We start from the raw sequence: 23,967 nt of genomic DNA on the forward strand, positions 1-23,967 counted from the left end.
CAAAACCCCACCCCATCCGCATCCACCCGAAAAGCCCGCGTCAACCCCGCCACCTCAATCGGATCCCCCAACGGCGTCCCCGTCCCATGCGCCTCCACAAAACCCACCGACGACGCCGACACCCCCGCCACCGCCAACGCATCCGCCACCACCTGCGCCTGACCCACCGCAGACGGCGCCGTAAAACCCGCCTTACCACCACCGTCGTTGTTCACCGCCGAACCCCGCACCACCGCATGCACCACATCCCCCGCCGCCACCGCATCCACCAACCGCCGCAACACCACGACGGCCAGTCCGCTGCCGTTGACGGTGCCGGCGGCGGCCCGGTCGAAGGCCCGGCAGTGCCCGTCCGGGGAGAGGGCCATGCCGTCCTGGTGGCGGTACCCCTCCGCCTCCTCGGCCCGGACGCCGACGCCGCCGGCCAGCGCCATGTCGCACTCGCCTGCCAGCAGCGCCTGGCACGCCTGGTGGATCGCCACCAGCGAGGTCGAGCACGCCGACTGGATCGTCATCGCGGGGCCGCGGAGGTCGAACTTGTATGCCACGCGGGTGGCCAGGAAGTCCTTCTCGTTCGCCATGAGCGCGCTCATGTCGGAGATCAGCGTCGGGTCCGCCGCGACCGCCCGGAGCAGATAGGAATTGACGGAGCTGCCCGCGTAGACGCCGATGCGGCCCGGGAAACGCGCCGGGTCGTACGCCGCGTCCTCCAACGCCTCCCACGCGCACTCCAGGAACAACCGGTGCTGCGGATCCGTCATCTCCGCCTCGTGCGCGCTGAACCCGAAGAACTCCGCGTCGAACAACTCCACGCCGTCCAACCGCGCCTTCGCCGGCACATACGACGGATGCGAATACACCGACTCCGGCACCCCCGCCGCCGCCAACTCCTCCGGCGAGAAGAACGTCACCGACTCCACCCCGGCGCACAGGTTCCGCCAGAACTCCGCCACGTTCGACGCTCCCGGGAAACGACCCGCCATCCCGACCACCGCCAGGGCGTTGTCGAACTGGTCGTCGAGGTGCGCAGGCAGCTCGGTCATCGGTCCGTCCCTTCCGCGAGGCGGCGCTGTTCGTGCGCCTGTCGACGACGTGCCAGGGCGCCACCGCGCACCGCCGCCCGGCGGAGCTGCGCGCGGCTGGCCGGCGACCCCGGGTCCTGCTCCCCGTCGGCCGGTTCCGGCGTGGCGCGGATCCGGTCCAGGTGGGCCGCGAGCGCGGCCACGGTCGGGAACTGGAACAGGTCGACCACGTTCAGCTCGACGCCGAGCCGCTCGGCGAGCTGCTGGCGGGCGCGCAGGGCGAGGAACGAGTGGCCCCCGAGGTCGAAGAAGTTGTCGGTGCGGCCCAACGGCGGTACGTCGAGCACGAGGGCCCACACCTCCGCGACCGCGCGCTCGGTGGCGCCGATCGGCGGCTCCGCCGTGGCCTCCTGGCGCAGCGGCCGGCCGTCCCGCCAGGACAGCCGGTCCCGGTCGAGCTTGCCGTTGGTGGTCACGGGCAGGGCGTCCACCGCGGCGAGGACCGCCGGCACCATGTAGCCGGGCAGGTGCCGCCGGGCCACGGCCCGCACCTCCTCGTACGTCGGCGCCGGCCCGTCCTCGAGGACGAGCAGGGCGGCGAGGTCCCGACGGTCCGGGTTGTCGCCGCGGACCACGACGGCGGCCTCGCGGACGGCGGGGTGGGTCACCAGCACCGCCTCGATCTCGCTCGGCTCGACCCGGAAGCCGCGCACCTTGAGCTGGCTGTCGAGCCGCCCGAGGAAGTCCAGCCGACCGTCGGGCAGCCAGCGGACGAGGTCGCCGGTGCGGTACATCCGGGCACCGGGCGTGGCCCCGAAGGGGTCCGGGACGAAGCGTTCCGCGGTGCGGCGGGGGTCCCTCAGGTAGCCCCGGACCACCTGGAGCCCGCCGAGGCACAGTTCCCCGGGCACGCCGACCGGCACCGGTCGCCCGGCCCTGTCCAGAACGTAGGTGGTGACGTTGGCGATGGCGCGGCCGATCGGCGGCGCGTGCACCACCGGCCCGTCCTGCGGGGGCACCGGGTCGGCCGTGGCCACCACGGTGTTCTCCGTCGGGCCGTAGTGGTTGACCAGCCGGGCGCGCAGCGCGGGCGGGGGCGTACGGGTCAGCGCGTCGCCCCCGGTGAGCAGCAGCCGCAGCGCCGAGCCGGTCACGGCCTCCTCCGCGAGCACCGCCTCGGCGACCGTGGTGGGCAGGAAGGTCACGGTGATCGCCTCATCGACCAGCCAGCGCGCCAGCCGGTCCGGTGCGACCCGGACCGGCTCGGGCGGCACGTGCAGCGCCGCGCCACCGGCCAGCGCCGCCCACAGTTCCCAGGTGCAGGCGTCGAAGCCGGGGCTGGCGACGAGGGTGGCCCGGTCCTGCGGCCCGACCCGGTAGGCGTCGAGGTGCCAGTGCACCAGGTTGGCCAGGCCGCCGTGGGTGACCTCGACGCCCTTGGGACGCCCGCTGGAGCCGGAGGTGTAGATGACGTACGCGATCTCCCGTGGGTCCGGCTCCGCGGGCGCGGCCACCCCGCCGGCCCCGGCGACGGCCTCGCCACCAGCGTCGGCGTCGGCGGAGACAGCGGTGGCGGCGGCGACGTCGAGCACCGCCGTCCGCGCCGCCGCGAACCTGCCGGTCAGGTCCTCGCTGGTCAGCACCGCGCAGGCCAGGCTGTCGGCCAGCGTGAAGGCGAGCCGGTCCGGCGGGTAGCCGGGGTCGAGCGGCACGTACGCCGCGCCCGCCTTGAGCACGGCGAGGAACGCGGTCACCAGCTCCGCTCCCCGGTCCAGGCAGACGGCCACCGGCCGGCCGGGCCCCGCGCCGACGGCCCGCAGCCGGGCGGCGAGGACGTCGGCGCGGCGGTCCAGCTCCCCGTACGTCAGCGTCCTGCCGTCGGCCCGCACGGCGGGGGCGTCCGGCGCCGTCCGGGCCCACCGCGCGACCAGGTGGTGCACCGGCCCGGTCGGGTATTCGCGGACCTGCCCGCTCCAGCGGCGCACGATCCGGTCCTCCTCCGCCGGGTCCAGCAGCGCCGCCGCCGACAGCCGCCGGTCCGGGCGCGCGCAGAGCGAGCCGAGGATCGCCCGGTACTGCGCCATCAGTTGCGCGATGCGGTCGTCGTCGAACAGCTCCGTGCTGAACTCGAACTCGCAGTCGATGTGCGTGTCGCCCTCGAACGCCATCACGGAGAGGTCGAACTTGGAGACCTCGCCGACCATGTCGAGCAGCTCCACCGTCAGCGGACCGACGTGCAGGCGCTCGAACGGGGGGAGGTTCTTCATCGCGAAGACGATCTGGAACAACGGGTGGCGGGCCGGGTCCCGGACGGGGCGCAGCCGCTCCACGAGCAGCTCGAACGGGGCTTCGTGGTGCGTCTGGGCGTCCAGCACGACGTCGCGCACCCGGGCCACCAGCTCGGCGAAGGTCGGATCGCCGGAGGCGTCGGTGCGCAGCACGACGGTGTTCACCAGCAGGCTGACCAGCGGCTCCAGCTCCACCCGGTCCCGGCCGGCGACGGGCGTGCCGAGCACGACGTCCGACTGCCCGGTCTGCCGGTGCAGCAGCGCGACGAATCCGGCCAGGAGCACCATGTACGGCGAGGCGGCGTGCCGGCGGGCGGCGGCGCGGACCAGGTCGGTCAGCTCGGCGTCGAAGCGTACGTTCCGTCGGCCGCCCCGCCAGCCCAGCACGGCGGGGCGCACCCGGTCGGGCGCCAGTTCCGTCGCCGAGGCGCCGGCGAGCCGCCGCTCCCACCAGGCCAGCTGGTCGTCGAGCTCACCGGCGCCGACGCGGTGGTGCTGCCAGCGGGCGTGCCCGGCCGGGTCGACGGGCGGCCGGGCGGGCTCGGTGCCGTGCCCGGTCCCCGCCGCGTAGTAGCGGACGAGGTCGTTGACCAGGACGCTGAGCGACCAGCCGTCGACGACGATGTGGTGCAGGTCGAGGAAGAGCCGGTGGTCGTCCTCGCCGAGCCGGAACAGCCGGGTCCGCAGGAGCGGCCCGCGCCGCAGGTCGAACGGGGGCTGCCGCTCGGCGGCGACCGCCTCGCGCACGCGGTCCTCCCGCTGCGCGGCCGGCAGGTCGGTCAGGTCGGTCACGTCGAGCCGGACGGCGGGCACGTCGACCGTCCGCTGTACCGGTTCGCCGTCGACGTCGTCGAACACGGTGCGCAGGGCGGGATGGTGCGCCACCAGCCGGTCCAGGGCGTCCCGCAGGGTGTCCACGGACAGCGGTCCGGTCAGCCGCAGCACCGCCGGCACGTGGTAGGCCGGGCTGTCCGGTTGGAACTGGTGCAGGAACCACAGGCGGCGCTGCGCGAAGGAGACCGGGGCCGGGGCGTCCGGGTCCGACGGGTGTCCGTCGGCCGCGAACAGCCGTGGGCCGTCGGTGGTCGCCGCGTCGTCGGGCAGGGGGTCGACCGTCGTGTCGTTGGCGAGGAACTCGGCCCCGGCCGCCAGCCGGCTGGCCAGCCGGGCCCGGACCGCGTCGGAAGGTGTTCGGCGCACGGTACCGCTTTCTGCTGGGACGGGCGGGACGGTCAGCTCACCGGCGACGGCGCCGGTCCCGGCGGGTTCACCGCCTCGAACTGGCTCGCCCGGCGCAACCGGTCGAGCAGCTCCGGCTGGGCGGCGCTGCCGCCGGAATGGCGCAGCTGGTCGGCCAGGACGCCGTTGAAGGCGCGGACGAAGTCCTTGACCTGCTCGCCGGACATCCCCTTGCGCTGGAGGTAGAAGGTGCTCCACTGCTCGAACCCGAACTGCGGCAGCCAGACGGAGCTGGTCACGTCGACGAAGAGGTCGTCGATGATCTGGGCGGCGGTGGACCAGTCCATCGTCTGGTGGCTCCAGTTGAACGCCTCGCCCTTGATGCCCAGCTCGTCCCGGCGCTGGTAGATCGGGGTGACCGGGTCGCAGTACCACAGCTGGGCCCGGAAGTAGTCCGGCCGGCCCTGGTCGAGCAGGTCCACGGTCTCGGCGACGGTCTCCTCCGTCTCGCCGGGGAAGCCAACGATCAGCGAGGCGTACGTCGAGATGCCGTGTTCGTTGAAGGCCCCGAGCGCGTCGATGTAGTCCGCCCGGCGGGCGGTCTTGTTCATCTGCTTGAGCAGCATGTCGCTGCCCGACTCGATGCCCAGGAAGACGCCCTCGCAGCCGGCTTCCTTCATCAGCTCGATGGTCGCGCGGTCGCCGTGGTCACTGCGATAGAAGCAGTTCCACTTGAACCCGTAGTCCTTGTCGATCATCATCCGGAGGATGTCCCGGAACCGGTTCTTGGGGACGTTGAAGGTGTCGTCGATGAACGTCACGGTGTTGACCGAGGGCAGCTTGCGGATGTTGTCCAGCTCCCGCTCGACGTGCGTCACGTCGAGGTAGGTGTACTTGCCGGCCCGCTGGGGGAAGCCGCAGAAGGCGCAGGAGAACGGGCAGGACTTCGCCGTCCGGGTGGTGACGAACTCGTTGAACGCGTCGGGGCCGAAGACCTGGTAGTCGACCAGTTCGTGCAGCGGGTTCGACTCGATCTCGGTGCGGGTGTGGACGAAGTCGCCGTCCGAGCGGTAGGCCAGGTTCGGCACGTCCCCGGGGTCGGTGCCGGAGCGCAGCGCCAGCGCCAGCCGGGCCAGGGTCAGCTCGCCCTCCCGGCCGGTGACGTAGTAGTCGGCGCCGAGGTAGTCCATCAACGCGTCCAGGTCGGGGCGCTTGAGCGCGGCCACCTGGTTGGTGATGAACGGCCCGCCGACCACGATGGACACCTTCGGGTTGTGTCGGCGGACGAACTCGACGATCTCGATGATCGGCTGCGGCGAGACGTACAGGGTCGTGGTGATCGCCACGAGGCGGACGTCGCCGTCCAGCTTTTCCCGCAACTGCTCCCGCTCGTGCTGGAACAGGTTGACGAAGTCGACGCTCAACCCCCGGCGGGCCAGGAAGCTGCCCAGCACGGTGACCACCGGCCAGAGGAAGTCCGCGTTGTGGAAGTACGGCTTCGGCGCGCCCGGCGGGCTCTCGCGCAGGTGACTCAGCGCGTCCAGCGCGCGCAGCGGTCGCCCGTCGAGGTCGATGTACGCCAGGCGCAGGTCGCGGAAGGCGCCGGAGTCGGCCCCCATGAGGCGCACGTCGCTGACGTAGCTGGCGAAGTCGACGTCGTTGAAACCGACGATCAGGCAGTCTGTCATGTGCCGCTCCGTTCCGGACAAAGAGACCGGGGACCTCGTCGCCCGCTGCCGGGCCCGTCGAGTTGGCGCACCGGGGCGCTACCGGGAATCGGCCGCCAGGTCGGCGGCGATGGCCCGCACCACCCCGGCGGGGTCGGTGATGTGGAAGAAGTGGTCGCCGCGCACGCTGTGGCCGCGGTACCCGCGGGAGGTCATCCGCTGCCACCCGGCCATCGCCTCGGTCGTGGCGATCGGGTCCTGGGTGCCCGCGAAGCCGAGGATCGGCACGTCGACCGGGCCGTGCGCGGCGTCGGCGTAGCGGTCGATCCAGCCGAAGTCGGCCCGCAGCACCGGGACGAGCAGGGCGGCCAGCGCCGGGTGGTCCAGGATCTCGGCCGGGGTGCCGCCCATCCCGACGACCTCGCGCAGGAACTCCTCGTCGTCGAGGCCGAGCAGCCGGCGGGCGAGTTCCGGGAGGTCGTCCGGGGGGCGGGACCCGCCGACGACGAGCCGCCGGGGCAGCGGGGCGCCGCGGCGCTGGAGTTCCGCCACGACGGCGTGCCCGACGAGGGCGCCGAAGCTGTGGCCGTACAGCGCGTACGGCCGGGTCTCGTCGGCCAGCACGTCGGCGACCTCGGCGACGTCGAAGACGGGCGGCTCGTCGATCCGGCTCTCCCGGCCGGGCGGCTGCAGGGGGCGTACCGCGATGCCCGGCGCCGCGGCCGGGATCCAGGCCCGGTAGGCGGTCGCCCCCGCCCCCGAGTGCGGCAGGCAGTACAACGCCACCGGCGCCTCCGGGGTGTCCGGGAAGAGGAACCACCGTGGTCGTCGGTCCGCCGAGTAGTGGACAGTCACCATTGATCCTTCCGCGGAGACTCAGTTGACGACGGCGACCGCGCCGCCGTCGACGCGGTGGTTGGCCCCGTTGACGAAGCCCGCAAGGGGGCTGGCGAGGAAGACGACCAGCGCGGCCACGTCGTCGGGTGTGCCGAGCCGGCCGGTGGGGTTGTCGATCGACCCGGCGAGGACGCGCTGCTCGATGTCGGACCAGTCGGTGCCCCAGCCCTGGTCGGCGGCGAGACCGCGGACGTACGCCTCGACCCGGGGGGTGACGACGATGCCGGGACTGACGGTGTTGACGGTGATGCCGGTGCGGTCCAACGCCCGGGCCAGCCCCGTCGTGAGGTTGACCAGTCCCGCCTTGGTCGTCGAGTACGCCACCGAGCCGACCTGCGGCTGGGTGGCGGCGCCGCTGGCGATCTGGATCAGCCGGCCCCAGCCCCGGCGACGCATGCCGGGGACCAGCGCCTGGGCGAGGCGGGCCGGCGCCACCACGTTGAGCTCGTGCAGCCGCCGCCAGTCCTCGTCCGTGGTGTCGTCCCACGGCCGGTCCAGGCCGGTGGCGGCGCAGTTGACCAGGATGTCGACGCCGCCGAGGTAGCGCTCGGCCGCGACCGCCAGTCGGTGCGGGCCGTCGGCGTCGAGCAGGTCCGCCACGATCGGTTCCGCGGCGCCGCCCCGGGCCCGGATGCCCTGGGCCACGGACTCCGCGGCGGGCACGGAGCGCCCGTGCACGACGACCGTCACTCCCTCGTCGGCGAGCATCTCGGCGATCCGCGCTCCGATGCCGGACGACGATCCGGTGACGAGCGCCCGCCGACCGTCCAATCCAAGATCCACTGGTTCCCCCCGTGACATGGTTCGAACGCCGCACCCGGCGCGGGGCGGCCCCTTACCCGGACCTGACGATCCGCCCGCGGCGGCCAGCTCAGCCGCGCCGGCGCCGTCCCGGCGAGCGGGCGCTCGACGCACCGCGGCAGGCGGTCGTCCGCCGCCCACTGTCGCGGTGCTCACACACCCGGTCGACAGGCCGGATCAGCACTTGGATGTCCCCGTTCCCCCGCGTTCTCCCTGCCCCAGCGGTGTCGCCGCCACGGCGGGTACGACACCGGCGTCCCGACCTCCCGGTAGACCACCCGGGAGCACTCCGGCGCATTTCCGCCAACCCCGTCGGGACTCGGGAAGCACATCATGGAGCCCGGACGGAGTCAATCCCTACCAATAAGTTCGGGGTCACCGACGTACGCATTAGCGCGGACAGGTCCGGCAATTAACGATCCCTTGGTCGCCACGCATTATCGTGGCTAGCTGCAGTTCCACGGGATCGAGTGACACTGATCACGGACTCAGCCCGGACGGCCGTCGCGCACGTCGCGGACCGTGGAACTTCCATGTCCGAGCACGCCAAAAGTGCCTACAAAACGGGCATCGGCTGCCAAAAACTGGCGGTTCGGGTGAGGATTCGATCACGGGTGGACACATACCGGCCGGTATGCAAGGATCGAGGAAACGCTTGCAAATCGAACGAGATCATTCGGAGGCAGGCAGGCACCAACCGATCTTGCTTGTGCCGACCCTCCGAACCCCGACTCGGGGTTCGCGTCTTTATAACTGGCACCAGACCGTCAGCGCCGCCCGTACGAAGCCACCGCGGCAGACCGCCGCAGCGCCACTGGCCGCAACCCATAAACGTCCGTCGCAACATTATGCGCATTCACGGACGTCGCCGCCGACGTGCCCTTTTCGAGTACGACCGCGCGTCCGCCCGTCACGAGTGGGACCGGGCGCGGGACGGGGACGGGATGAGGAAAGGATCCGGGCATTCCATGGACATCGCGATCGTGGGCATGGCCTGCGCGTTTCCCGGTGCCTCCGACGCGGCCTCCTTCTGGGCCAACGTCGTCGCCGGCACCGACGCCGTGGTGGAGGTCGACCCCGGGCGGTGGGACGCGGACCGCTACTACTCGGCGGACGTTCCCCGCCCGGGGGAGAAGAGCCCGTCCCGTTGGGGCGGCTTCCTGGCACCCGTGCCGTTCGACCCGGTGGCCCACGGCGTACCGCCCGCCGCACTCGGGAGCATCGATCCCGCGCAACTGCTCGCCCTGATCGTCGCCGAGCGGGCACTGTCCGACGCCGGCTACGCCGACCGCCCCTTCCCCCGGGCGCAGACCTCGGTGATCTTCGGGGCCGAGCCCGGCGCCGACCTCGCGACGGCATACGGGATGCGGGCGCTGCTGCCGACGTACTTCGCCGAGCCGCCCGCCGCGCTCGACGCCCACCTGCCCCGCCTGACCGAGGACTCCTTCCCCGGCATCCTGGGCAACGTCATCGCGGGCCGCATCGCCAACCGGCTCGACCTGGGCGGGGTCAACTACACCGTCGACGCGGCCTGCGCGTCCTCGCTGGCGGCGGTCGACCTGGCCTGCAAGGAGCTGGCCGTCGGCACGAGCGACATGGTGCTGTGCGGCGCGGTGGACGTGCACAACGCGGTGCACGACTACCTGCTCTTCGGTTCGGTGCAGGCACTGTCGCCCACCGGGCGGTGCCGCACCTTCGACCAGTCCGCCGACGGCATCGTGATCAGCGAGGGCGTCGCCTGTCTCGTGCTCAAGCGCCTGGCCGACGCGGAACGCGACGGCGACCGGATCCACGCGGTGATCGCCGGCGTGGGCGGCGCCAGCGACGGCCGCGGCATGGGCCTCACCGCCCCCCGGGCGCAGGGCCAGCGGCACGCGGTCGAGCGGGCCCTGCGGGCGGCGGGCGTCGCACCCGGGGAGATCGGCCTGGTCGAGGCGCACGGCACGGGCACCGTCGTCGGTGACCGCACCGAGCTGTCCGCCCTGTCCGAGGTGTTCGCCGCCGACGGGGCCGGGCCGGGCACCTGCTCACTGGGCTCGGTCAAGTCGCTGATCGGGCACACCAAGTGCGCCGCCGGCATGGCGGGCCTGATCAAGGCCGTCCGGGCGGTACAGACCGGGGTCCGCCCGCCGACCGGGCACCTCACCCGGCCCAACTCCTACTGGGACGCCACGGCCAGCCCGTTCGCCTTCGACGGCGCGGCCCGCCCCTGGCTCGCTCCCCCGGCCCGCCGCGCCGCCGGCGTCAGCGCCTTCGGCTTCGGCGGCACCAACTTCCACGCCGTGGTCCGGGCCCACCCCAGCACCGCCGACCCCGACCAGGCGTGGGAACGCTGGCCGGCCGAGCTCTTCCTGCTCCGCGCGGCCGACGAGCAGTCGACCGGGGAGGCGGCACGGGCCCTGTCCGCCCTGGCCGCCGACGCGCCGCCCGGGGACGGGGCGCTGCACGCCCTCGCGCTGGAGTGGTTCGGCCGCACCCGCGACGACGCCCGGCCGGTCCGGGCCGCCGTCGTGGCCGGCAGCCTCGACGAGCTGCGGGAGCGGTTGCGGCTGGCCGCCACGGGCACCGCCGACCCCGGGGCCGGGGTCTACCTGGCCGACCCCGGCCCGGCGGAGCCGCCCGTCGTGGCGCTGGTCTTCCCCGGGCAGGGCAGCCAACGCCCCGGCATGCTGGCCGACCTCTTCGCGGCCTTCCCCGCCATGCGGACCGACCTGTACGACGACCCGGCGCTGGCCGCGGTGATGTTCCCACCCACCTCGTTCGACGAGGCGACGGCGGCGGCCCGGGCGGCCACGCTCGCCGACACGCGCCACGCCCAACCCGCCCTCGGGGTCGCCGAGCTGGCCCTGCTGGAGCTGCTCGGCTCCCTCGGGGTCCGGCCCGACCTGCTCGGCGGGCACAGCTACGGCGAACTCGTCGCCCTGCACGCCGCCGGCGTCCTGTCCCGCCCGGACCTGCTGCGGCTGACCGCCGCCCGGGCCGCCGCGATGCACGCGGCCGGCGGGCGGGGCGGCGCCATGGCGGCCGTCGCCGCGAGCGCCGACGAGGTCGCCGCCGCCCTCGCCGGGGCCAGCCTCGACGACGCCGTGGTGATCGCCAACCACAACGCCCCGGAGCAGGTGGTGATCGCCGGCCCCGAGGCGGCGGTGGCGACCGCGGTGACCGGGCTGCGCGCCCAGGGCCGGTCCGCCACCACGCTCGGCGTCTCATGCGCCTTCCACAGCCCGGCGATGGCCGACGCCACCGAGGAGTTCGCCGCCGTCCTCGCCGACTGCCCGGTGCAGCCGCCACAGCGACCGGTCTGGGCGAACGCCTCCGGCCAGCGCTACCCGGAGGCACCGGACGAGATCCGCCGGCTCCTCGCCGGGCAGCTCGCCGCCCCGGTGCGGTTCCTGACCCAGATCGAGGACATGTACGCCGCCGGGGCCCGGGTCTTCGTCGAGGTGGGACCCGGACGGGTGCTCAGCCGGATGATCGGCCGGATCCTCGGCGACCGGCCGCACCGGGCGGTCAGCTGCGACGCGCCGAACGAACCGGGGCTGCCCCGCCTGCTGCACGCCCTGGCGGCGCTGGCCGTCGCGGGGGTGCCGGTGGACCCGGCCCGCCTCTTCGCCGGCCCACGGGCCACCTCGGCCGCCGCCCCCGCCGTCACCGGGTGGACGGTCGACGGGCACCTGGTGCGGGGCCCGGACGGCAAGCCGGTGCCGAACGGCCTGCGGCCCGCCGACGAGGCGCCCCGGCTGGCGGCGGCGGACAGCGCCGGCAGCGGGGATCCGCGCGAGACGGCGGTGCTGGAGTTCCTGCGCAACAGCCGGGAGCTGGTCGACGCCCAGCGCGAGATCGTGCTCGGCTACCTGGACCGGGAGCCCCGGCCGCGGCGGTCCGCACCGGACCCGACGCCGGTCGCCGTGGCGTCCACCGAGCCCGCCCGCGCCGAGGTGGCCGACGCCGGCCCGACCACCGTCCTCGGCCTCGCCGTCGACCTGTTGAGCGAGCGGACGGGCTATCCCGCGCAGATGCTCGCCCCCACCATCGACCTGGAAGCCGACCTCGGCATCGACTCGATCAAGCGGACGGAGCTGGCCGAGACGCTGCTGCGCCGGTTGGCGGTGCCGCGACCGGAGACGCGCGTGTCGACCCTCGTCGGCGCCCGTACGATCGCCGACCTGGTGGCGCTGCTTCCCCCGCTCGACCCGGCGGCGACCGGCCCGGCCGCGACACCGGGCGGCGTCCCGGGGCCGGCCGACACCCGGACGGCCGGCCGGGCCACGCACGACCCGGAGACGGCCGGCCGGTCCACGCCGGACGCCGGGACGTCCACCGGGCCCGCCCCGGGCCGGGCGCCGGACCGGTACGTCCCCGCCCTCCAGCCACTGCCCGCGCCGCCCCGCGCCGCCGCCGACCTCTCCGGACGCGTCGCGGCGGTCGCCGGCGGCGCGCCCGACCTGGCGGACGCGCTGCGCCGCCGGTTGGCCCGCGCCGGGGTCTCCACTGCCGACGCCGCGACCCCGCCGGGTGAGCTCGACCTGGCGATCCTGCTGCCGGTGACGGACGCCGCCGGCGAGCCGGCCCTGCCGGCGGCCTACGACCGGCTCCGCGCGCTGCTCACCGCAGGGGTGCCGGACATCACCGTGGTCACCACGATGGGCGGCCACTTCGCGCCCCTCGACTCGGAGACCGCCCCGGCCGGGCAGCACGCCGCGCTGGCCGGGATCGGCTTCGCCGGGCTGGTCCGCACCGTGGCCCACGAATATCCGGAGACCCGGGTCCGCCTGCTGGACGTGGACCCCCAGGGCGGCGCGGAGGCGGTCGCCGAGCGGATCGTCGACGAGGTGGCCGGTGGGACGCCCCGGGGGGTGGTCGGCCTGCCCGACGGATCCCGGGTGACCCGCCGCTACGTCCGGCAGGAGCTCCCCGCCGGGTCCGAGGCGCTGGACCTGGACTCCGACTCGGTGGTGCTGGTCACCGGCGGCGGGCGGGGCATCACCGCCCGGACGGCGGTGGCGCTCGCCGAGCGGTACGGCTGCCACCTGGAGATCGTCGGGCGTACCGCCCCGCCGCAGGGCGCGGAGGACGCCGCCACGGCCGGCCTGACGGATCCGGCCGAGCTGCGCCGCGCCCTGCTCGCGGCCGGCATCACCGGCACGCCGGCCGAGGTGGAGCGCCGGTTGCGGGCCCTGCTCGCCGGGCGCGAGCTGCGTGCCGTCCTCGACCGGCTCGAGGCGCACGCCGCGTCCGTGCGGTACCACCGGTTCGACATCCGCGACGACGCCCGCCTGACCGCCACTGTCGACGAGGTCTACCGCCGGCACGGCCGGATCGACGTCGTCGTGCACGGCGCCGGGACGCTCGACGACCGGCTCATCCGGGACAAGGACCAGGCCGCCTTCACCGCCGTCTACGACGCCAAGGTGCGCAGCGCCCGGGTCCTGCTGGACGCGCTGAAGCCGGACCTGCGCCTGCTGCTGTTCTTCTCCAGCGTCTCCGGGGTTTTCGGCAACCGGGGGCAGGCCGACTACGCGGCCGCGAACGACGCGCTGGACACCCTGGCGCTGGCCGCCGCGGACCGCTTCACCGGCCGCACCCTCGCCGTGGCGTGGGGCCCGTGGGCCGCCGCCGGCGGCGGCATGGTCTCCGCCGAGCTGGAACGGGAGTACGCGCGCCGCGGCATCGCGGTGATCGACCCGGAGGCGGGCGTCGAGGCGCTGATGCGCGAGATCGCCGAGGGCCCGCGGGACGCGCACCAGGTGCTGTACGTGGCCGGCGACCCGGCCCCGTTCCGGCCCGCCGGGTTCGATGACTGAGCCGGCCCGGTCGCCGTACCCCCGCCAGTCGGGACCGGCCGTCCTGCGCCTGGCGGCGTCCTCCCCGGCGGAACTCGCGGACCGGCTCCGGGCGGTGGCCCGGGGCGCGCGCCGCCCGACGGAGCCGGACGACCCCGGCCTGCCGTGCCGGCTGGCCCTGCTGACCCCGACCCCGGACCGGCTCGCCCTCGCCCAGGAACTCGTGCTGCGGGAACGGTCGTGGGCCGGCCCGGCCGACCTCTGGTACACCACCGATCCGGTGCTGCGGCCGGGCCGCCCCGGCCGGGTGGCGTTCCTCTTCCCAGGCCTGTCCGCGCACGACCGGCCACCGCTCGACGACGTGGCCGGGGCGTTCGGCCTGCCCGGCTACCAGCCGGACCGCACCGGGACGGTGGGCGGCCGGACGTGGGACCTGCTGCACACCGGGCGCCTGCTGGACGGCGCGCTGCGGCGGATGGGCATCCGGCCCGATCTCGTCGCCGGCCACAGCGCCGGCGAGTGGAGCGCCCTGTTCTCCGCCGGCAGGTGGGCGGCGGAGGCGTTCGACGAGTTCGCCCGGCGGATGGGGCCGGACGCCTACCAGCTGCCCGACGTGGCGTTCGCGGTGGTGGGCTGTCCGGTGGTCGAGGCGAGACGGCTCATCGACGGGGTGGCCGACGTGGTCATCTCCCACGACAACAGTCCCCGCCAGACGGTGCTCTGCGGCACCGACGCGGCGATCCACACCGCGTTCGCCCGGATCGCCGACCCCTCGGTGCCCCGGACGGTGCTGCCGTTCCGGTCCGGCTTCCACAGCCCGATGCTGGCGCCCTACCTCGACCCGGTGGCCGCCATCCTCCGGGCCGTCCCGCTGCGGGCCGCGACGGCGCCGGTCTGGTCGGCGACCACGGTGGACCGCTACCCGGACGACGAGTCGGCGCTGGGTCGGCTCCTGGTCCGGCACCTGGTCTCGCCGGTCCGCTTCCGGGAACTGGTGCAGCGCCTCCACGACGAGGGCACCCGGGTCTTCGTGCAGGTCGGCCACGGCAGCCTCGCCGCCTTCGTCCGCGACACGTTGCACGGCCAGCGGCACGTCGTCGCGAGCGCCTCGGAGGGGCGCCCCGACGGGCTGGCGGCGCTGGCCCGGCTCGCCGCGGCGCTGTGGGTGCAGGGCCTGCGACCGGACTTCGCCGCGCTGCCCGGCGCCGACGACGCCGCCCACCCCACCGGCCCACCGGCACCGGGTGCCGTCGACGATCCGGTGCTCGCGGCGTTCCAGGCCGTCCTCGACGAGGTCGCCCACGCCAGCCGCGAGGTGCTCGGCGGCTGGCAGCACCGGACCCGGGGTGACAGGGTGAGTCCATGACGGAACGAGAGCTTCCCGCGCTGACCCGCGCCGAGCAGGAGCTGGTGGACCGCTACCTGCGCATCGTCGACCTGGTCGCCCGTCTCAATCCGGCCCGGGACAGCGGCCACTTCGACGTGCGGGGATGCGTGCTGGCCGCGCAGGCGCTGATGGCGGAGGCCAAGGCGATCGGCGTGACGGCGGAGACCATGCTCGAACGCGGCGAGGACGAACTGCACGTCGCCACGCTGGCCCGGGCGATGCGCGCCCTGGACGGCGAACGGCGCATCGCCCGGCTGCGGCTGCCCCCGAACTGAACGTCGCACACCCAGGGAGGGCAGGTTGCACGGTAGTGGGCAGCGGCTGGCCGTGGTCACCGGCGCGGCCAGCGGGATCGGCGCGGCGCTGGCGCGGCGGCTGGTGGATGACGGGTGGCGCGTGATCGGCTGGGACCGTCGACCGTGCGACGCGGACGGCGTGACGGGGCGGCAGGTAGACGTACGCGACTACGACCAGGTGGCCGCGGCGGCGGCCGAGGTCGAGCGGGCCGACCTGCTGGTCAACAGCGCCGGCATCGGCGGGCGCGGGTTCGCCAGCGAACTGGCGCCGGCGGCGTGGGAGCGGGTCATCGGGGTCAACCTGACCGGGACGTACTACTGCTGCCGGGCGATGTTCCCGGCGTTGCGGCGGGCCGGCGGGCTGGTCGTCAACATCGCCTCCGTGGCGGCGCACCTGGCGATGGTGGAGGGGGCCGCGTACTGCTCCTCGAAGGCCGGTGTCGCCATGCTGACCGAGGTGCTCGGGGTGGAGTGGGCCGCGCAGAACATCCGGGTCATCGCGGTCAGCCCGGGCTACGTCCGGACGCCGCTGGTGATGGACGGCATCCACCGGAACCTCCTCGACGAGGAGACCATCGTGCGGGGCACTCCGCAGCGTCGGCTGGCGGAGCCGGCCGAGGTGGCGGAGCTGATCCGGGCACTGGCCGCAGACGAGCTGCGCTACCTGACCGCCACCACCGTGCGCTTCGACGGCGGGTGGACCGCGAGCGGGGGCTACCAGCCGCACCTCGCGGGGGACCTGCTGCCCGCGCTGGGCGACCCGCCGCCCACCCCCGACAGGGCCGGCGCGACAGCGCGGGACTGACCGGGACAGGTCGACGCGACCGGCGCGGGACTGGCCCGGGGGTCGGCGCTGCACGAGCGGGACTGACCGGACAGAGCCGGCGAGGCAGGGCCGGCGGCCGGACTGACCGGGCGGGGTCGACGGGCCGGTGGCGCCGTCGACCCCGGACGGGTCAGCTCAGCTGGCCGCCATCGCCGCCGCGCTCTTCTTCCGGCTGCGCAGGATCGTGTCGACCAGCCCGTAGGCCACCGCGTCGTCGGCCGTGAGGATCTTGTTCCGCTCGATGTCGCGGGAGACCTCTTCCTGGGGGCGGCCGGAGTACTGGGCCAGCATCTCCTCCATCTGGGTGCGCATCCGCATGATCTCCCGGGCCTGGATCTCCAGGTCGGTGCCCTGACCCTGGACGCCCTCGATGGCGGGCTGGTGGATCAGGATCCGCGAGTGCGGAAGCGCCATCCGCTTGCCCGGGGTGCCCGCCGCCAGCAGGATCGCGGCGGAGGACGCCGCCTGCCCCAGACAGACGGTCTGCACGTCCGGGCGGACGTAACGCATGGTGTCGTTGATCGCCGTCATGGCGGTGAACGAACCGCCGGGCGAGTTGATGTACATGGTGATGTCCCGCTCGGGATCCGTCGCCTCCAACGTGATGAGCTGCGCCATCACGTCGTTGGCCGCGGCGTCGTCGACCGGTGTGCCGAGGAAGATGATCCGGTCCTCGAACATCTTGCTGTACGGGTTGGTCTCCTTCATGCCGTACGACGTCCGCTCAGCGAACGACGGCAGGACATACCGCGCGTCCACGGACAGATTCGGCTTCCGGATCATGTTCGCCCTCTCTCCCTCGGAAATTGCTCCCCCGGCAAATTCACCCGTCGACCGGGCGACGCAGCGGAGATGATCCTCTGTCGACCCTATCCGCTTCCCGAGCCGAATGCCGCTCCCAAACAGGGGTGTTTACGCGAGCAGCAGAAGGCTCCACTGCGGACGGTCGGCGCTACCGGCTGCGCCGCGCCCACAACGGTTCGAGCGGCGACCGGGAGCGCCGGCGCGTCCGTGCGGCAGTGCGGTCGGTCCGGGCCCCGGAGACGCCGGTCGCCGAGGACGAGGGACGGCCACACAATTCGTCCGTCCAGTTCGGCGCACTTCCCTGACATGGGAATTCCGTGAGAGCACGTCGGCGAGTTACTCAGCGCTGATCGACGATGGTCAAATGCAGAAGCGGCGCCCGGCAGGCGGCGCCGATCGCCGGCGGGCCCCCGCCGGGCCCGGGCGGCGCACGCTGGCTGCCCCATCAGCCACGCAGAGCCGCGCCCGGCGGCGTGCGGCGGGCTTCGCCGCTCACCGACGCACCCGAGGGGCGATCCAGACGCCGATGCCGTCGCCGTGGCACTGGCCGAGGCTGGTGGTGCTGACCTGGAGGGACACGTGTGTCGCGTCGCTGATGTCCACTCTGACCGCGCGGGTCTTCCCGAGGCCGAGGGTGGTGGCGAAGACCGCCTTGCGGTCGGCCAGCACGGTGAACCGGAGCGGCAGCGCTTTCGCGGAGTCGTCCGCGATCCCCACGGTCGCCTCGAGGACCGCGTACTGCCGGCTGACCACGAACGTGGCCGTGAAGTTGTCGTTCAGCCAGCACGGAGACGCCGCGAGGACGGTCTCGCGCTGCTCGCCGGCCACGAGTCGCGGCTCCTGCTCCCAGCCGTCGAAGTCGTCCACCTCGGGCATCTCCGTCAACGAGCGCACCTCTGCCTCGCCGGCCGGCGCGGCGGGCGGAGCACTCGTACCGGGCACCGGGGACGGGCTGAGCCCGGTGGTGGCCGCCGGTGTGGTGGGCTGGGGCTGCACGGCGGACGGGGTGCCCTGTACCGACGGCGCACCGCCACGGCTGCCGGTGTCGCGGGTGAGCTCGAGCGCGACCGGGAGGGCCGCCGCGACCACCGTGGCCACCGCGGCGATGACCGCGCCGACTATCGCGGGAGGAAACCACCGACGCCGTCTCGGGATCGACACGGTCCGATTATGGCAACGCCCCGCACCACGGGCTGCCCTGGACGGCGCGCGGTGCGCGGTGGAGCGGGCGCGCTCGACGAAGACGGCGGGGCGGTCGGGCAGGCGGGACGAGACCGGCGGAAGGCTACGCCCACTCCCCTGCGAACAGCGGCTCGACCGGGCGATCCCGGCGTCCGATCCGCAGGTCCCCGAAGATCGTGCTCCGCGCCGCCCGCTCGACCTCCGCGTCCAGGTCGATCCGTAGCTCCTCGGAGGCGTCGTGGGCCGCGCCGACGAGGACGAGTTCGGTCCCGGGATGGTCGAGGAAGTCCGGCGGGTCGAGCGGGGCGAAACGACGGCCGTGGAACTTCCCCTGCAACTTAGCGGGCAGTTTGACCTTCTGGTCCCCGCGCAGTCCGACCCTGGGCGGGGAGGGTGCTTGCGGGTTCTTCACCGTGATGATGTAGCTCGCCTCCGGCTCGATGCTCAGCTCGTGCTGCGGCGCTCCGAGGCGCAGCGGGAGTTCGAGTTCGTACGCCAGATGGGTGTGGTCGTCGTGCCGGGCGATCACGTACGCCCCCTCCGCCACCGGCCGGGCCGGCGGCTGCTCCCGTCCGCCGCGGGTCTTTGTCCGGTACGCGCGCGCCTGGAGGGCCTTGTGCAACTGCTCGGGCCGGTCCACCACCTCGTCGACGAACGCCCAGAAGCGGTCGTGCTGGTCGATTCCGGGCAGGCGCTTGCGCCCGACCACGAGCAGCCGCAGGTGTCGTCCCCGCCACGGGTGCATCACGACCAGCAGCCGCTGCACCTCCTCCAGCGAGTCGACGTGCTCCTCCTCCACGCGTGGCCGGTAGAGGAAGTAGATGTCCCCGTCTTCAAGTACCTCCGCCATCCGTGCCGGGTACCCGCAACCACCGCCGGGCAACGCCGGCTCCGCACACAAGCCTCCGCACCGGTCCTTCGCAGGAACAGGGGTGCGGAGACCAGACCATCAGGTAGGCGAGTACGGACCGGCAAGGCCATGCCGAGTCGCCCAACCACATCCAGAGCAGTGATCCACCGGTTTGCGGCGGGTCGGCCAGGGTAGCCCCGGACAGCGGGTTGCCGCGACGAGGAGACGTGGATGCAACGCGGATGGCCGGCGGTCCAGCTCAGCCTGATCACGGGAGGCCTCTTCCATGGTCCAGAGGTTGCGCCCAGGCATTTGGCGGATCTCCGAACATTCTCGCGTCTCCACCGCAGAGCTCTTCTTCGACGTGGTGTTCGTCTTCGCGTTCATTCAGGTCACCACGCTGATGACCGCCGACAAGGGTGGGCTCGGTGTCGTGCACGGGCTGCTTGTCCTGGCCCTGCTCTGGTGGTTGTGGTCGCTCTTCGCCTGGCTGAGCAACCGGGTACGGGGAAACTTCGGCCTGGCCAGGCTCACCCTGCTGGCGACAACGCCGGTGTTGTTCGTGCTGGCGGCTGTCACGCTGGACGCGTTCAGGGATGTTCCCGGCGGCGTGGCAGCCCCTGTCGGGTTCGTTGGCTGCTACGCCACAGTCCGGCTTCTGTACCTGGGACTACGCTGGTACGCCACGCCGAGCCTGCGGGGCCACGAGATCGTGTCGCTCACCGTGCCGGCGCTCGCCGCCATCGGCCTACTGCTCAGCGCCGCGTTGCTGCCGCTGGGCGAGCTCGGCAGCACGACAACGCTGGCCGGCCAGATAGCCCTGTGGGTACTGGCCATCAGTATCGACTACGGCGCCGGGATGGCGCTGCCCGTGCGTCGGCAGATCTTCTCCGCCCGGCACTGGACCGAGCGACACAACCTGATCATCATCCTGGCCTTAGGCGAGGTGCTGGTGTCGATCGGCGTCACCGGCAGCTACCTGCACGCCACAGCGAGCTTCCTCATCGCCTCGGCGCTCGCCGCCGTCATCGCCTGCTCCCTCGAATGGATCTACTTCGACCTCTCCGCGCTCGTCGGAGAGCACGCACTGCGCACCGCCGACCCGCTCCACCGGGTACGACTCGCCCGGGACGCCTACACCTACCTGCACCTACCCATGATCGCGGGGATCATCCTGCTCTCCCTCGGACTGAAACACACGCCCGGCCTCATCGAGAGCGCCAACTCATACAACCGCGGCGACCCGCTCGACCGGACCGGCCGGTACGCGATGTACGGCGGCGTCGCCCTGTTCCTGCTAGCCCACGCCGCGTTCCACGGGCGGCTCGGTCACGGCATCCTCATCGTCATCTGGCCCCGACTCGCCGCCGCCACACTCCTACTGGCTCTACTGCCGGTCACCGCCTGGCTGCCCGCTCTGCAGGCCCTGGCCTGCCTCGCCGGGGTCTGCCTGGTGACGGCTGTCACCGAGTTCCTCATCAGCCGCCGGCACCGGTGGCGACTGCGCCAGACGCTCTTCGAGGAGGCGGAGGGCGAACCCACAGTCAGAGGCAACAGCGACTCGGGCGGAGGGGCTGTCCCGTAGGAGCTGACGCGGGCCGCCACCGGAACGCGTCGCTGACCATCAGCCGAAGCATCGAAGATGCTTGACAGACCTCGACGCGGCCTGGCTTGAATGCGCCTCCATGATCTACGTCCGCGCAGAGGTGACCCGGCAGTCCCAGCGGTCGACCACAGACAGGCCCGGTCGTAGGGGTCATCAAAAGGCCTCAGGGCCGGTCTGCACGACCGGCCCTGAGGGTGTTACTGCTGGTGCGCCGCCAGGGACTCGAACCCCGAACCCGCGGATTAAGAGTCCGCTGCTCTGCCAGTTGAGCTAGCGGCGCTCGCTGGCAACGGGGAGAACATTAGCACGGCCTCCGAGCCGGGTTCCAATCCGATCCCCGGCTCCCCCCTTCGGTCGAGCTTAAGGGGCATCCAAGGGCAAAACCACCAGTCGTACGACGACAGGGGCCTGAGGAGCGGGGTCCATGCGGCACGATGTGCGCCAGGTACGCGAGAACAGAGGTGGGGATGGGCAGGTTCGCGCGGGCCGGGGCGATGGTGGGCGCCCTCGGTCTGGTGGCGTCGCTGGCACTGACGGCCTGCGGCGACGAGCAGAAGAAGGCGGAGTTCGTCGGCGGCACCGCGCCGGCCACGGCGAGCGCGGCGGCCGATCCCGCCACTCCGGCGGCGCCGAGCGGTCCGCCGCTGGCGCTGAGCCCGGCCGACGGGGCGAAGAACAAGCCGGTCAGCTCCGAGATCAGCGCGGAGCTGCCCGACGGCGGCAAGGTGTCCGGCGTCACGCTGACCACGGCCGACGGCAAGCAGGTCGAGGGGCGGCTGCGCGCCGACGGCTCGTCCTGGGTGCCGTCGAAGCCACTGAAGTACGGCACCCGCTACACGGCCACGGTCACCGCCACCGGCGCCGACGGCGGGACCAGCCAGGGCACCAGCACCTTCACGACGATGGCGAAGCCCAAGTCCATGATCAGCTCGGGCCTGTACCTCTTCGACGACAAGACGTACGGCGTGGCGATGCCGGTGGTCGCCGAGTTCCACCCGGGCATCCCGAAGAAGGACCGGGCCGCCGTGCAGAAGCGCATGTTCGTGCACACCGACCCGCCGCAGCCGGGCGCCTGGCACTGGGTCGACAACGGCACCCAGGCCTACTACCGCGCGCCGGAGTACTGGAAGCCCGGCACCACCCTCACCGTCCGGATCGCGCTGGCCGGCATCCCGCTGAGCAACGGCCGTTACGGCAACGTCGACCGGGCGGCCACCGCGAAGATCGGCCGGGCGTTCGAGATGAAGGTCGACAACGCGACCAAGAAGATGACGGTGTACGAGGACGGCCAGGTGGTCCGCACCCTGCCGGTGAGCCTCGGCAAGAAGAAGACGCCCTCCTCCAGCGGCACGATGGTGGTGATGGAGAAGAAGGAGTCCACCGTCTTCGACACCCGGGACGACCCGGATCCGGAGAACCGCTACGTCACGGAGATCGACTTCGCGCAGCGGCTCACCTGGGGCGGCGAGTACATCCACGCCGCGCCCTGGTCGGAGCACGTGCAGGGCCGGCAGAACGTCTCGCACGGCTGCGTCAACGTCTCGACGGCGAACGCGAAGTGGCTGTTCGAGAAGACGAAGGTCGGCGACCCGATCACCATCAAGGGCACCGAACGCCAGCTGGCCGCCGGCAACGGCTGGACGGCGTGGAGCGTGAGCTGGTCCGAGTTCGTCAAGGGCAGCGCCCTGCCGGTGCCCGAGGGCGGTGCGGGGCCGGCGTTCTGACGCACCTCCACCCGACGATCCGGCGACCGGTCCGCACCCGCGGGCCGGTCGCCGCGTTCCGGGCCGGGTCGCACCCGACTCCGCCGTTCGTCACGACCCCCGACCGCGACGTCGTCGACCGAGTCGCCGCCCCGGCCGGCCCGCCGCCTTGTCGCCTCGTCGCCCCGGGGAACACGAAACCCCAGGGAACACGAACCCGCCTCGCAAAACCCTCGTTTTTATCAATATTCGGACAGGCTGCCCGACGTGTTTCGGTTCACCCTGAGGAACGGGTATCTGTCCGGATGCGTCAGTGAGGGACGATGGGCAACCGGGGACCACGACTGTGAGGGAATCATGCGAGCTGTCCAGGACCAGCTGATCCGGCGTGGGGACGACCGGCGGGGCGGGCGACGCCGTGGGATCGCGGCGGCGGTGCTCGCTGCGGCACTCGCCCTGACCTCCGCCTGCACCGACGGCGACGCAGGCAAGCCGTCCGGCTGGCAGGACGGCGGCGGCCAGCCCGCCGCGCCGAAGGCCGCGGCCACGATCGTCGAGCCCAAGGCCGACGCGAAGGACGTGCCCGCCTCGACCGGCATCACCTTCACCACGAAGGACGCCCAGGAGACCAGCGTCGAGCTCAAGGACTCGGCCGGCGAGGCCGTCGAGGGCAAGCTCGCCGCGGACGGCACGAGTTGGCTGCCCGCCGGCGCGCTGGAGTACGGCGAGACGTACACCGCCACCGTGACCGCGACCGGCGACGACGGCCGGCCCGCCACGGCGACCAGCACCTTCACCACCATGGCGAAGCCCGGCAAGCAGGTCCGGATCACCAGCTTCCTCGGCGACGACCAGGTGGTCGGCGTCGGCATGCCCCTGATCGTCAAGTTCGGCCGGGCCATCCCGAAGGACTACCGCGACGACGTACAGCGCCGGATGACGGTCACCTCCACCCCGGCGCAGGAGGGCATCTGGCACTGGGTCAGCCCGACGGAGATCCGCTACCGCCCGAAGGAGTTCTGGCAGGCCGGCAGCACCGTCTCCTACCGCGTCCAGGCCGGCGGCCTGCCGCTGGGTGACGGCTGGTACGGCCGGGCGGACCTCACCGTCGACATCAAGATCGGCGCCGCGGTGATCATGACTGTGGACAACAAGACCAAGCGGATGACCGTCACGAAGAACGGGTCTGTGGTCAAGACCATCCCGGTCAGCCTCGGCAAGAAGAGCACCCCCTCGTCGAGCGGCACCATGGTGGTGATCGAGAAGCTGCGCAAGACGGTCTTCGACACCTTCGACGAGCTGGGCCCCGAGGAGGGCTACCGCACGAAGATCGACTATGCCCAGCGGCTGACCTGGGGTGGCGAGTTCATCCACGCCGCGCCCTGGTCGGAGGGGCAGCAGGGCAGCGTGAACGTCTCGCACGGCTGCGTGAACGTCTCGATGGCCAACGGCGCCTGGCTGTTCGCCAACACGCGGATCGGCGACCCGATCACGGTCAAGGGCACCGAGCGCAAGCTGCAGAACGGCAACGGCTGGACCGACTGGAACATGAGCTGGGAGGAGTACGTCAAGGGCAGCGCCCTGCCGTACGAGCCGGCCGGGGCCGACCCGGACGCCAGCGGCGAGCCCGCGCCCAGCCCGACCGCCTGAGCACCGGAAACGCCGAAGGCCCCCTC

General features: G+C 73.0%; 15 protein-coding genes and 1 tRNA gene. 7 read left to right on the plus strand and 9 right to left on the minus strand.

Annotated elements, in window-relative coordinates:
• The 5 genes from ABZ793_RS19620 to ABZ793_RS19640 form a co-directional block, all read right to left on the minus strand.
• The coding region (locus ABZ793_RS19620) for a polyketide synthase (protein WP_357459069.1) at positions 1–1,043 on the minus strand (1,043 nt) is incomplete at its 3' end.
• Entirely contained in the window at positions 1,040–4,510 is a 3,471-nt protein-coding gene (locus ABZ793_RS19625) for an amino acid adenylation domain-containing protein (protein WP_357459072.1), read from the minus strand. The genes ABZ793_RS19620 and ABZ793_RS19625, both read right to left, overlap by 4 nt.
• A 32-nt stretch (positions 4,511–4,542) precedes the next feature.
• Entirely contained in the window at positions 4,543–6,177 is a 1,635-nt protein-coding gene (locus ABZ793_RS19630) for a PhpK family radical SAM P-methyltransferase (RefSeq protein ID WP_357459074.1), read from the minus strand.
• 78 nt (positions 6,178–6,255) lie between these two features.
• Entirely contained in the window at positions 6,256–7,011 is a 756-nt protein-coding gene (locus ABZ793_RS19635; protein WP_357459077.1) for an alpha/beta fold hydrolase, read from the minus strand.
• A gap of 21 nt (positions 7,012–7,032) precedes the next feature.
• Entirely contained in the window at positions 7,033–7,836 is an 804-nt protein-coding gene (locus ABZ793_RS19640; RefSeq protein WP_357459080.1) for an SDR family oxidoreductase, read from the minus strand.
• A 986-nt stretch (positions 7,837–8,822) separates the two neighbouring features.
• Between ABZ793_RS19640 and ABZ793_RS19645 the strand changes: the two genes are divergently transcribed.
• Genes ABZ793_RS19645 through ABZ793_RS19660 form a run of 4 tightly spaced genes read left to right on the plus strand, consistent with a single transcriptional unit; the run spans position 8,823 to position 16,125 of the window.
• Positions 8,823–13,658, plus strand: coding sequence for an SDR family NAD(P)-dependent oxidoreductase (locus ABZ793_RS19645; RefSeq protein ID WP_357459083.1), 4,836 nt, complete (start codon positions 8,823–8,825; stop codon positions 13,656–13,658).
• Positions 13,651–15,003 (plus strand): acyltransferase domain-containing protein, encoded by a 1,353-nt coding sequence (locus ABZ793_RS19650; RefSeq protein ID WP_357459085.1) that lies wholly within the window; start codon positions 13,651–13,653, stop codon positions 15,001–15,003. The genes ABZ793_RS19645 and ABZ793_RS19650 overlap by 8 nt, the downstream gene beginning before the upstream one ends.
• The gene (locus ABZ793_RS19655; protein WP_350702778.1) at positions 15,000–15,299 is read left to right on the plus strand and encodes a hypothetical protein; all 300 of its coding nucleotides are present in this window, start codon (positions 15,000–15,002) and stop codon (positions 15,297–15,299) included. The genes ABZ793_RS19650 and ABZ793_RS19655 overlap by 4 nt, the downstream gene beginning before the upstream one ends.
• Before the next feature lie 25 nt (positions 15,300–15,324).
• Entirely contained in the window at positions 15,325–16,125 is an 801-nt protein-coding gene (locus ABZ793_RS19660) for an SDR family oxidoreductase (protein ID WP_357459088.1), read from the plus strand.
• A 156-nt stretch (positions 16,126–16,281) separates the two neighbouring features.
• On the opposite strand, the gene ABZ793_RS19665 is transcribed toward ABZ793_RS19660, so the two are convergent.
• From ABZ793_RS19665 to ABZ793_RS19675, 3 genes are all read right to left on the minus strand, one after another.
• Positions 16,282–16,929, minus strand: coding sequence for an ATP-dependent Clp protease proteolytic subunit (locus tag ABZ793_RS19665; RefSeq protein WP_357459090.1), 648 nt, complete (start codon positions 16,927–16,929; stop codon positions 16,282–16,284).
• A gap of 513 nt (positions 16,930–17,442) precedes the next feature.
• Positions 17,443–18,111, minus strand: coding sequence for an NPCBM/NEW2 domain-containing protein (locus ABZ793_RS19670; RefSeq protein ID WP_357459092.1), 669 nt, complete (start codon positions 18,109–18,111; stop codon positions 17,443–17,445).
• A gap of 124 nt (positions 18,112–18,235) precedes the next feature.
• Complete coding sequence (locus ABZ793_RS19675) at positions 18,236–18,982, minus strand: hypothetical protein (RefSeq protein WP_357459095.1); 747 nt, start codon at positions 18,980–18,982, stop codon at positions 18,236–18,238.
• Positions 18,983–19,280: 298 nt separating this feature from the next.
• Here ABZ793_RS19675 and ABZ793_RS19680 point away from each other — a divergent pair, with 298 nt between their 5' ends.
• On the plus strand, positions 19,281–20,567 hold the full coding sequence (locus ABZ793_RS19680; RefSeq protein WP_357459097.1) for a low temperature requirement protein A: 1,287 nt from the start codon (positions 19,281–19,283) through the stop codon (positions 20,565–20,567).
• Between the two features lie 225 nt (positions 20,568–20,792).
• On the opposite strand, the gene ABZ793_RS19685 is transcribed toward ABZ793_RS19680, so the two are convergent.
• Positions 20,793–20,868 (minus strand) — tRNA-Lys (locus ABZ793_RS19685).
• Between the two features lie 187 nt (positions 20,869–21,055).
• Here ABZ793_RS19685 and ABZ793_RS19690 point away from each other — a divergent pair.
• Positions 21,056–22,312, plus strand: coding sequence for an Ig-like domain-containing protein (locus ABZ793_RS19690; RefSeq protein ID WP_357459100.1), 1,257 nt, complete (start codon positions 21,056–21,058; stop codon positions 22,310–22,312).
• 336 nt (positions 22,313–22,648) lie between these two features.
• Positions 22,649–23,941 (plus strand): Ig-like domain-containing protein, encoded by a 1,293-nt coding sequence (locus ABZ793_RS19695; protein ID WP_357459103.1) that lies wholly within the window; start codon positions 22,649–22,651, stop codon positions 23,939–23,941.
• Positions 23,942–23,967: the final 26 nt, after the last annotated feature.

Origin of the sequence: Micromonospora sp. NPDC047465 (assembly GCF_040643125.1) — a bacterium.
In the GTDB taxonomy this organism is placed as follows: Bacteria; Actinomycetota; Actinomycetes; order Mycobacteriales; family Micromonosporaceae; genus Micromonospora.

Coding starts and splice junctions, on each gene's coding strand:
- ABZ793_RS19630 (WP_357459074.1), bottom strand. CDS start 6,177: ATGACAGACTGCCTGATCGTCGGTTTCAACGACGTCGACTTCGCCAGC.
- ABZ793_RS19645 (WP_357459083.1), top strand. CDS start 8,823: ATGGACATCGCGATCGTGGGCATGGCCTGCGCGTTTCCCGGTGCCTCC.
- ABZ793_RS19650 (WP_357459085.1), top strand. CDS start 13,651: ATGACTGAGCCGGCCCGGTCGCCGTACCCCCGCCAGTCGGGACCGGCC.
- ABZ793_RS19655 (WP_350702778.1), top strand. CDS start 15,000: ATGACGGAACGAGAGCTTCCCGCGCTGACCCGCGCCGAGCAGGAGCTG.
- ABZ793_RS19665 (WP_357459090.1), bottom strand. CDS start 16,929: ATGATCCGGAAGCCGAATCTGTCCGTGGACGCGCGGTATGTCCTGCCG.
- ABZ793_RS19675 (WP_357459095.1), bottom strand. CDS start 18,982: ATGGCGGAGGTACTTGAAGACGGGGACATCTACTTCCTCTACCGGCCA.
- ABZ793_RS19690 (WP_357459100.1), top strand. CDS start 21,056: ATGGGCAGGTTCGCGCGGGCCGGGGCGATGGTGGGCGCCCTCGGTCTG.
- ABZ793_RS19695 (WP_357459103.1), top strand. CDS start 22,649: ATGCGAGCTGTCCAGGACCAGCTGATCCGGCGTGGGGACGACCGGCGG.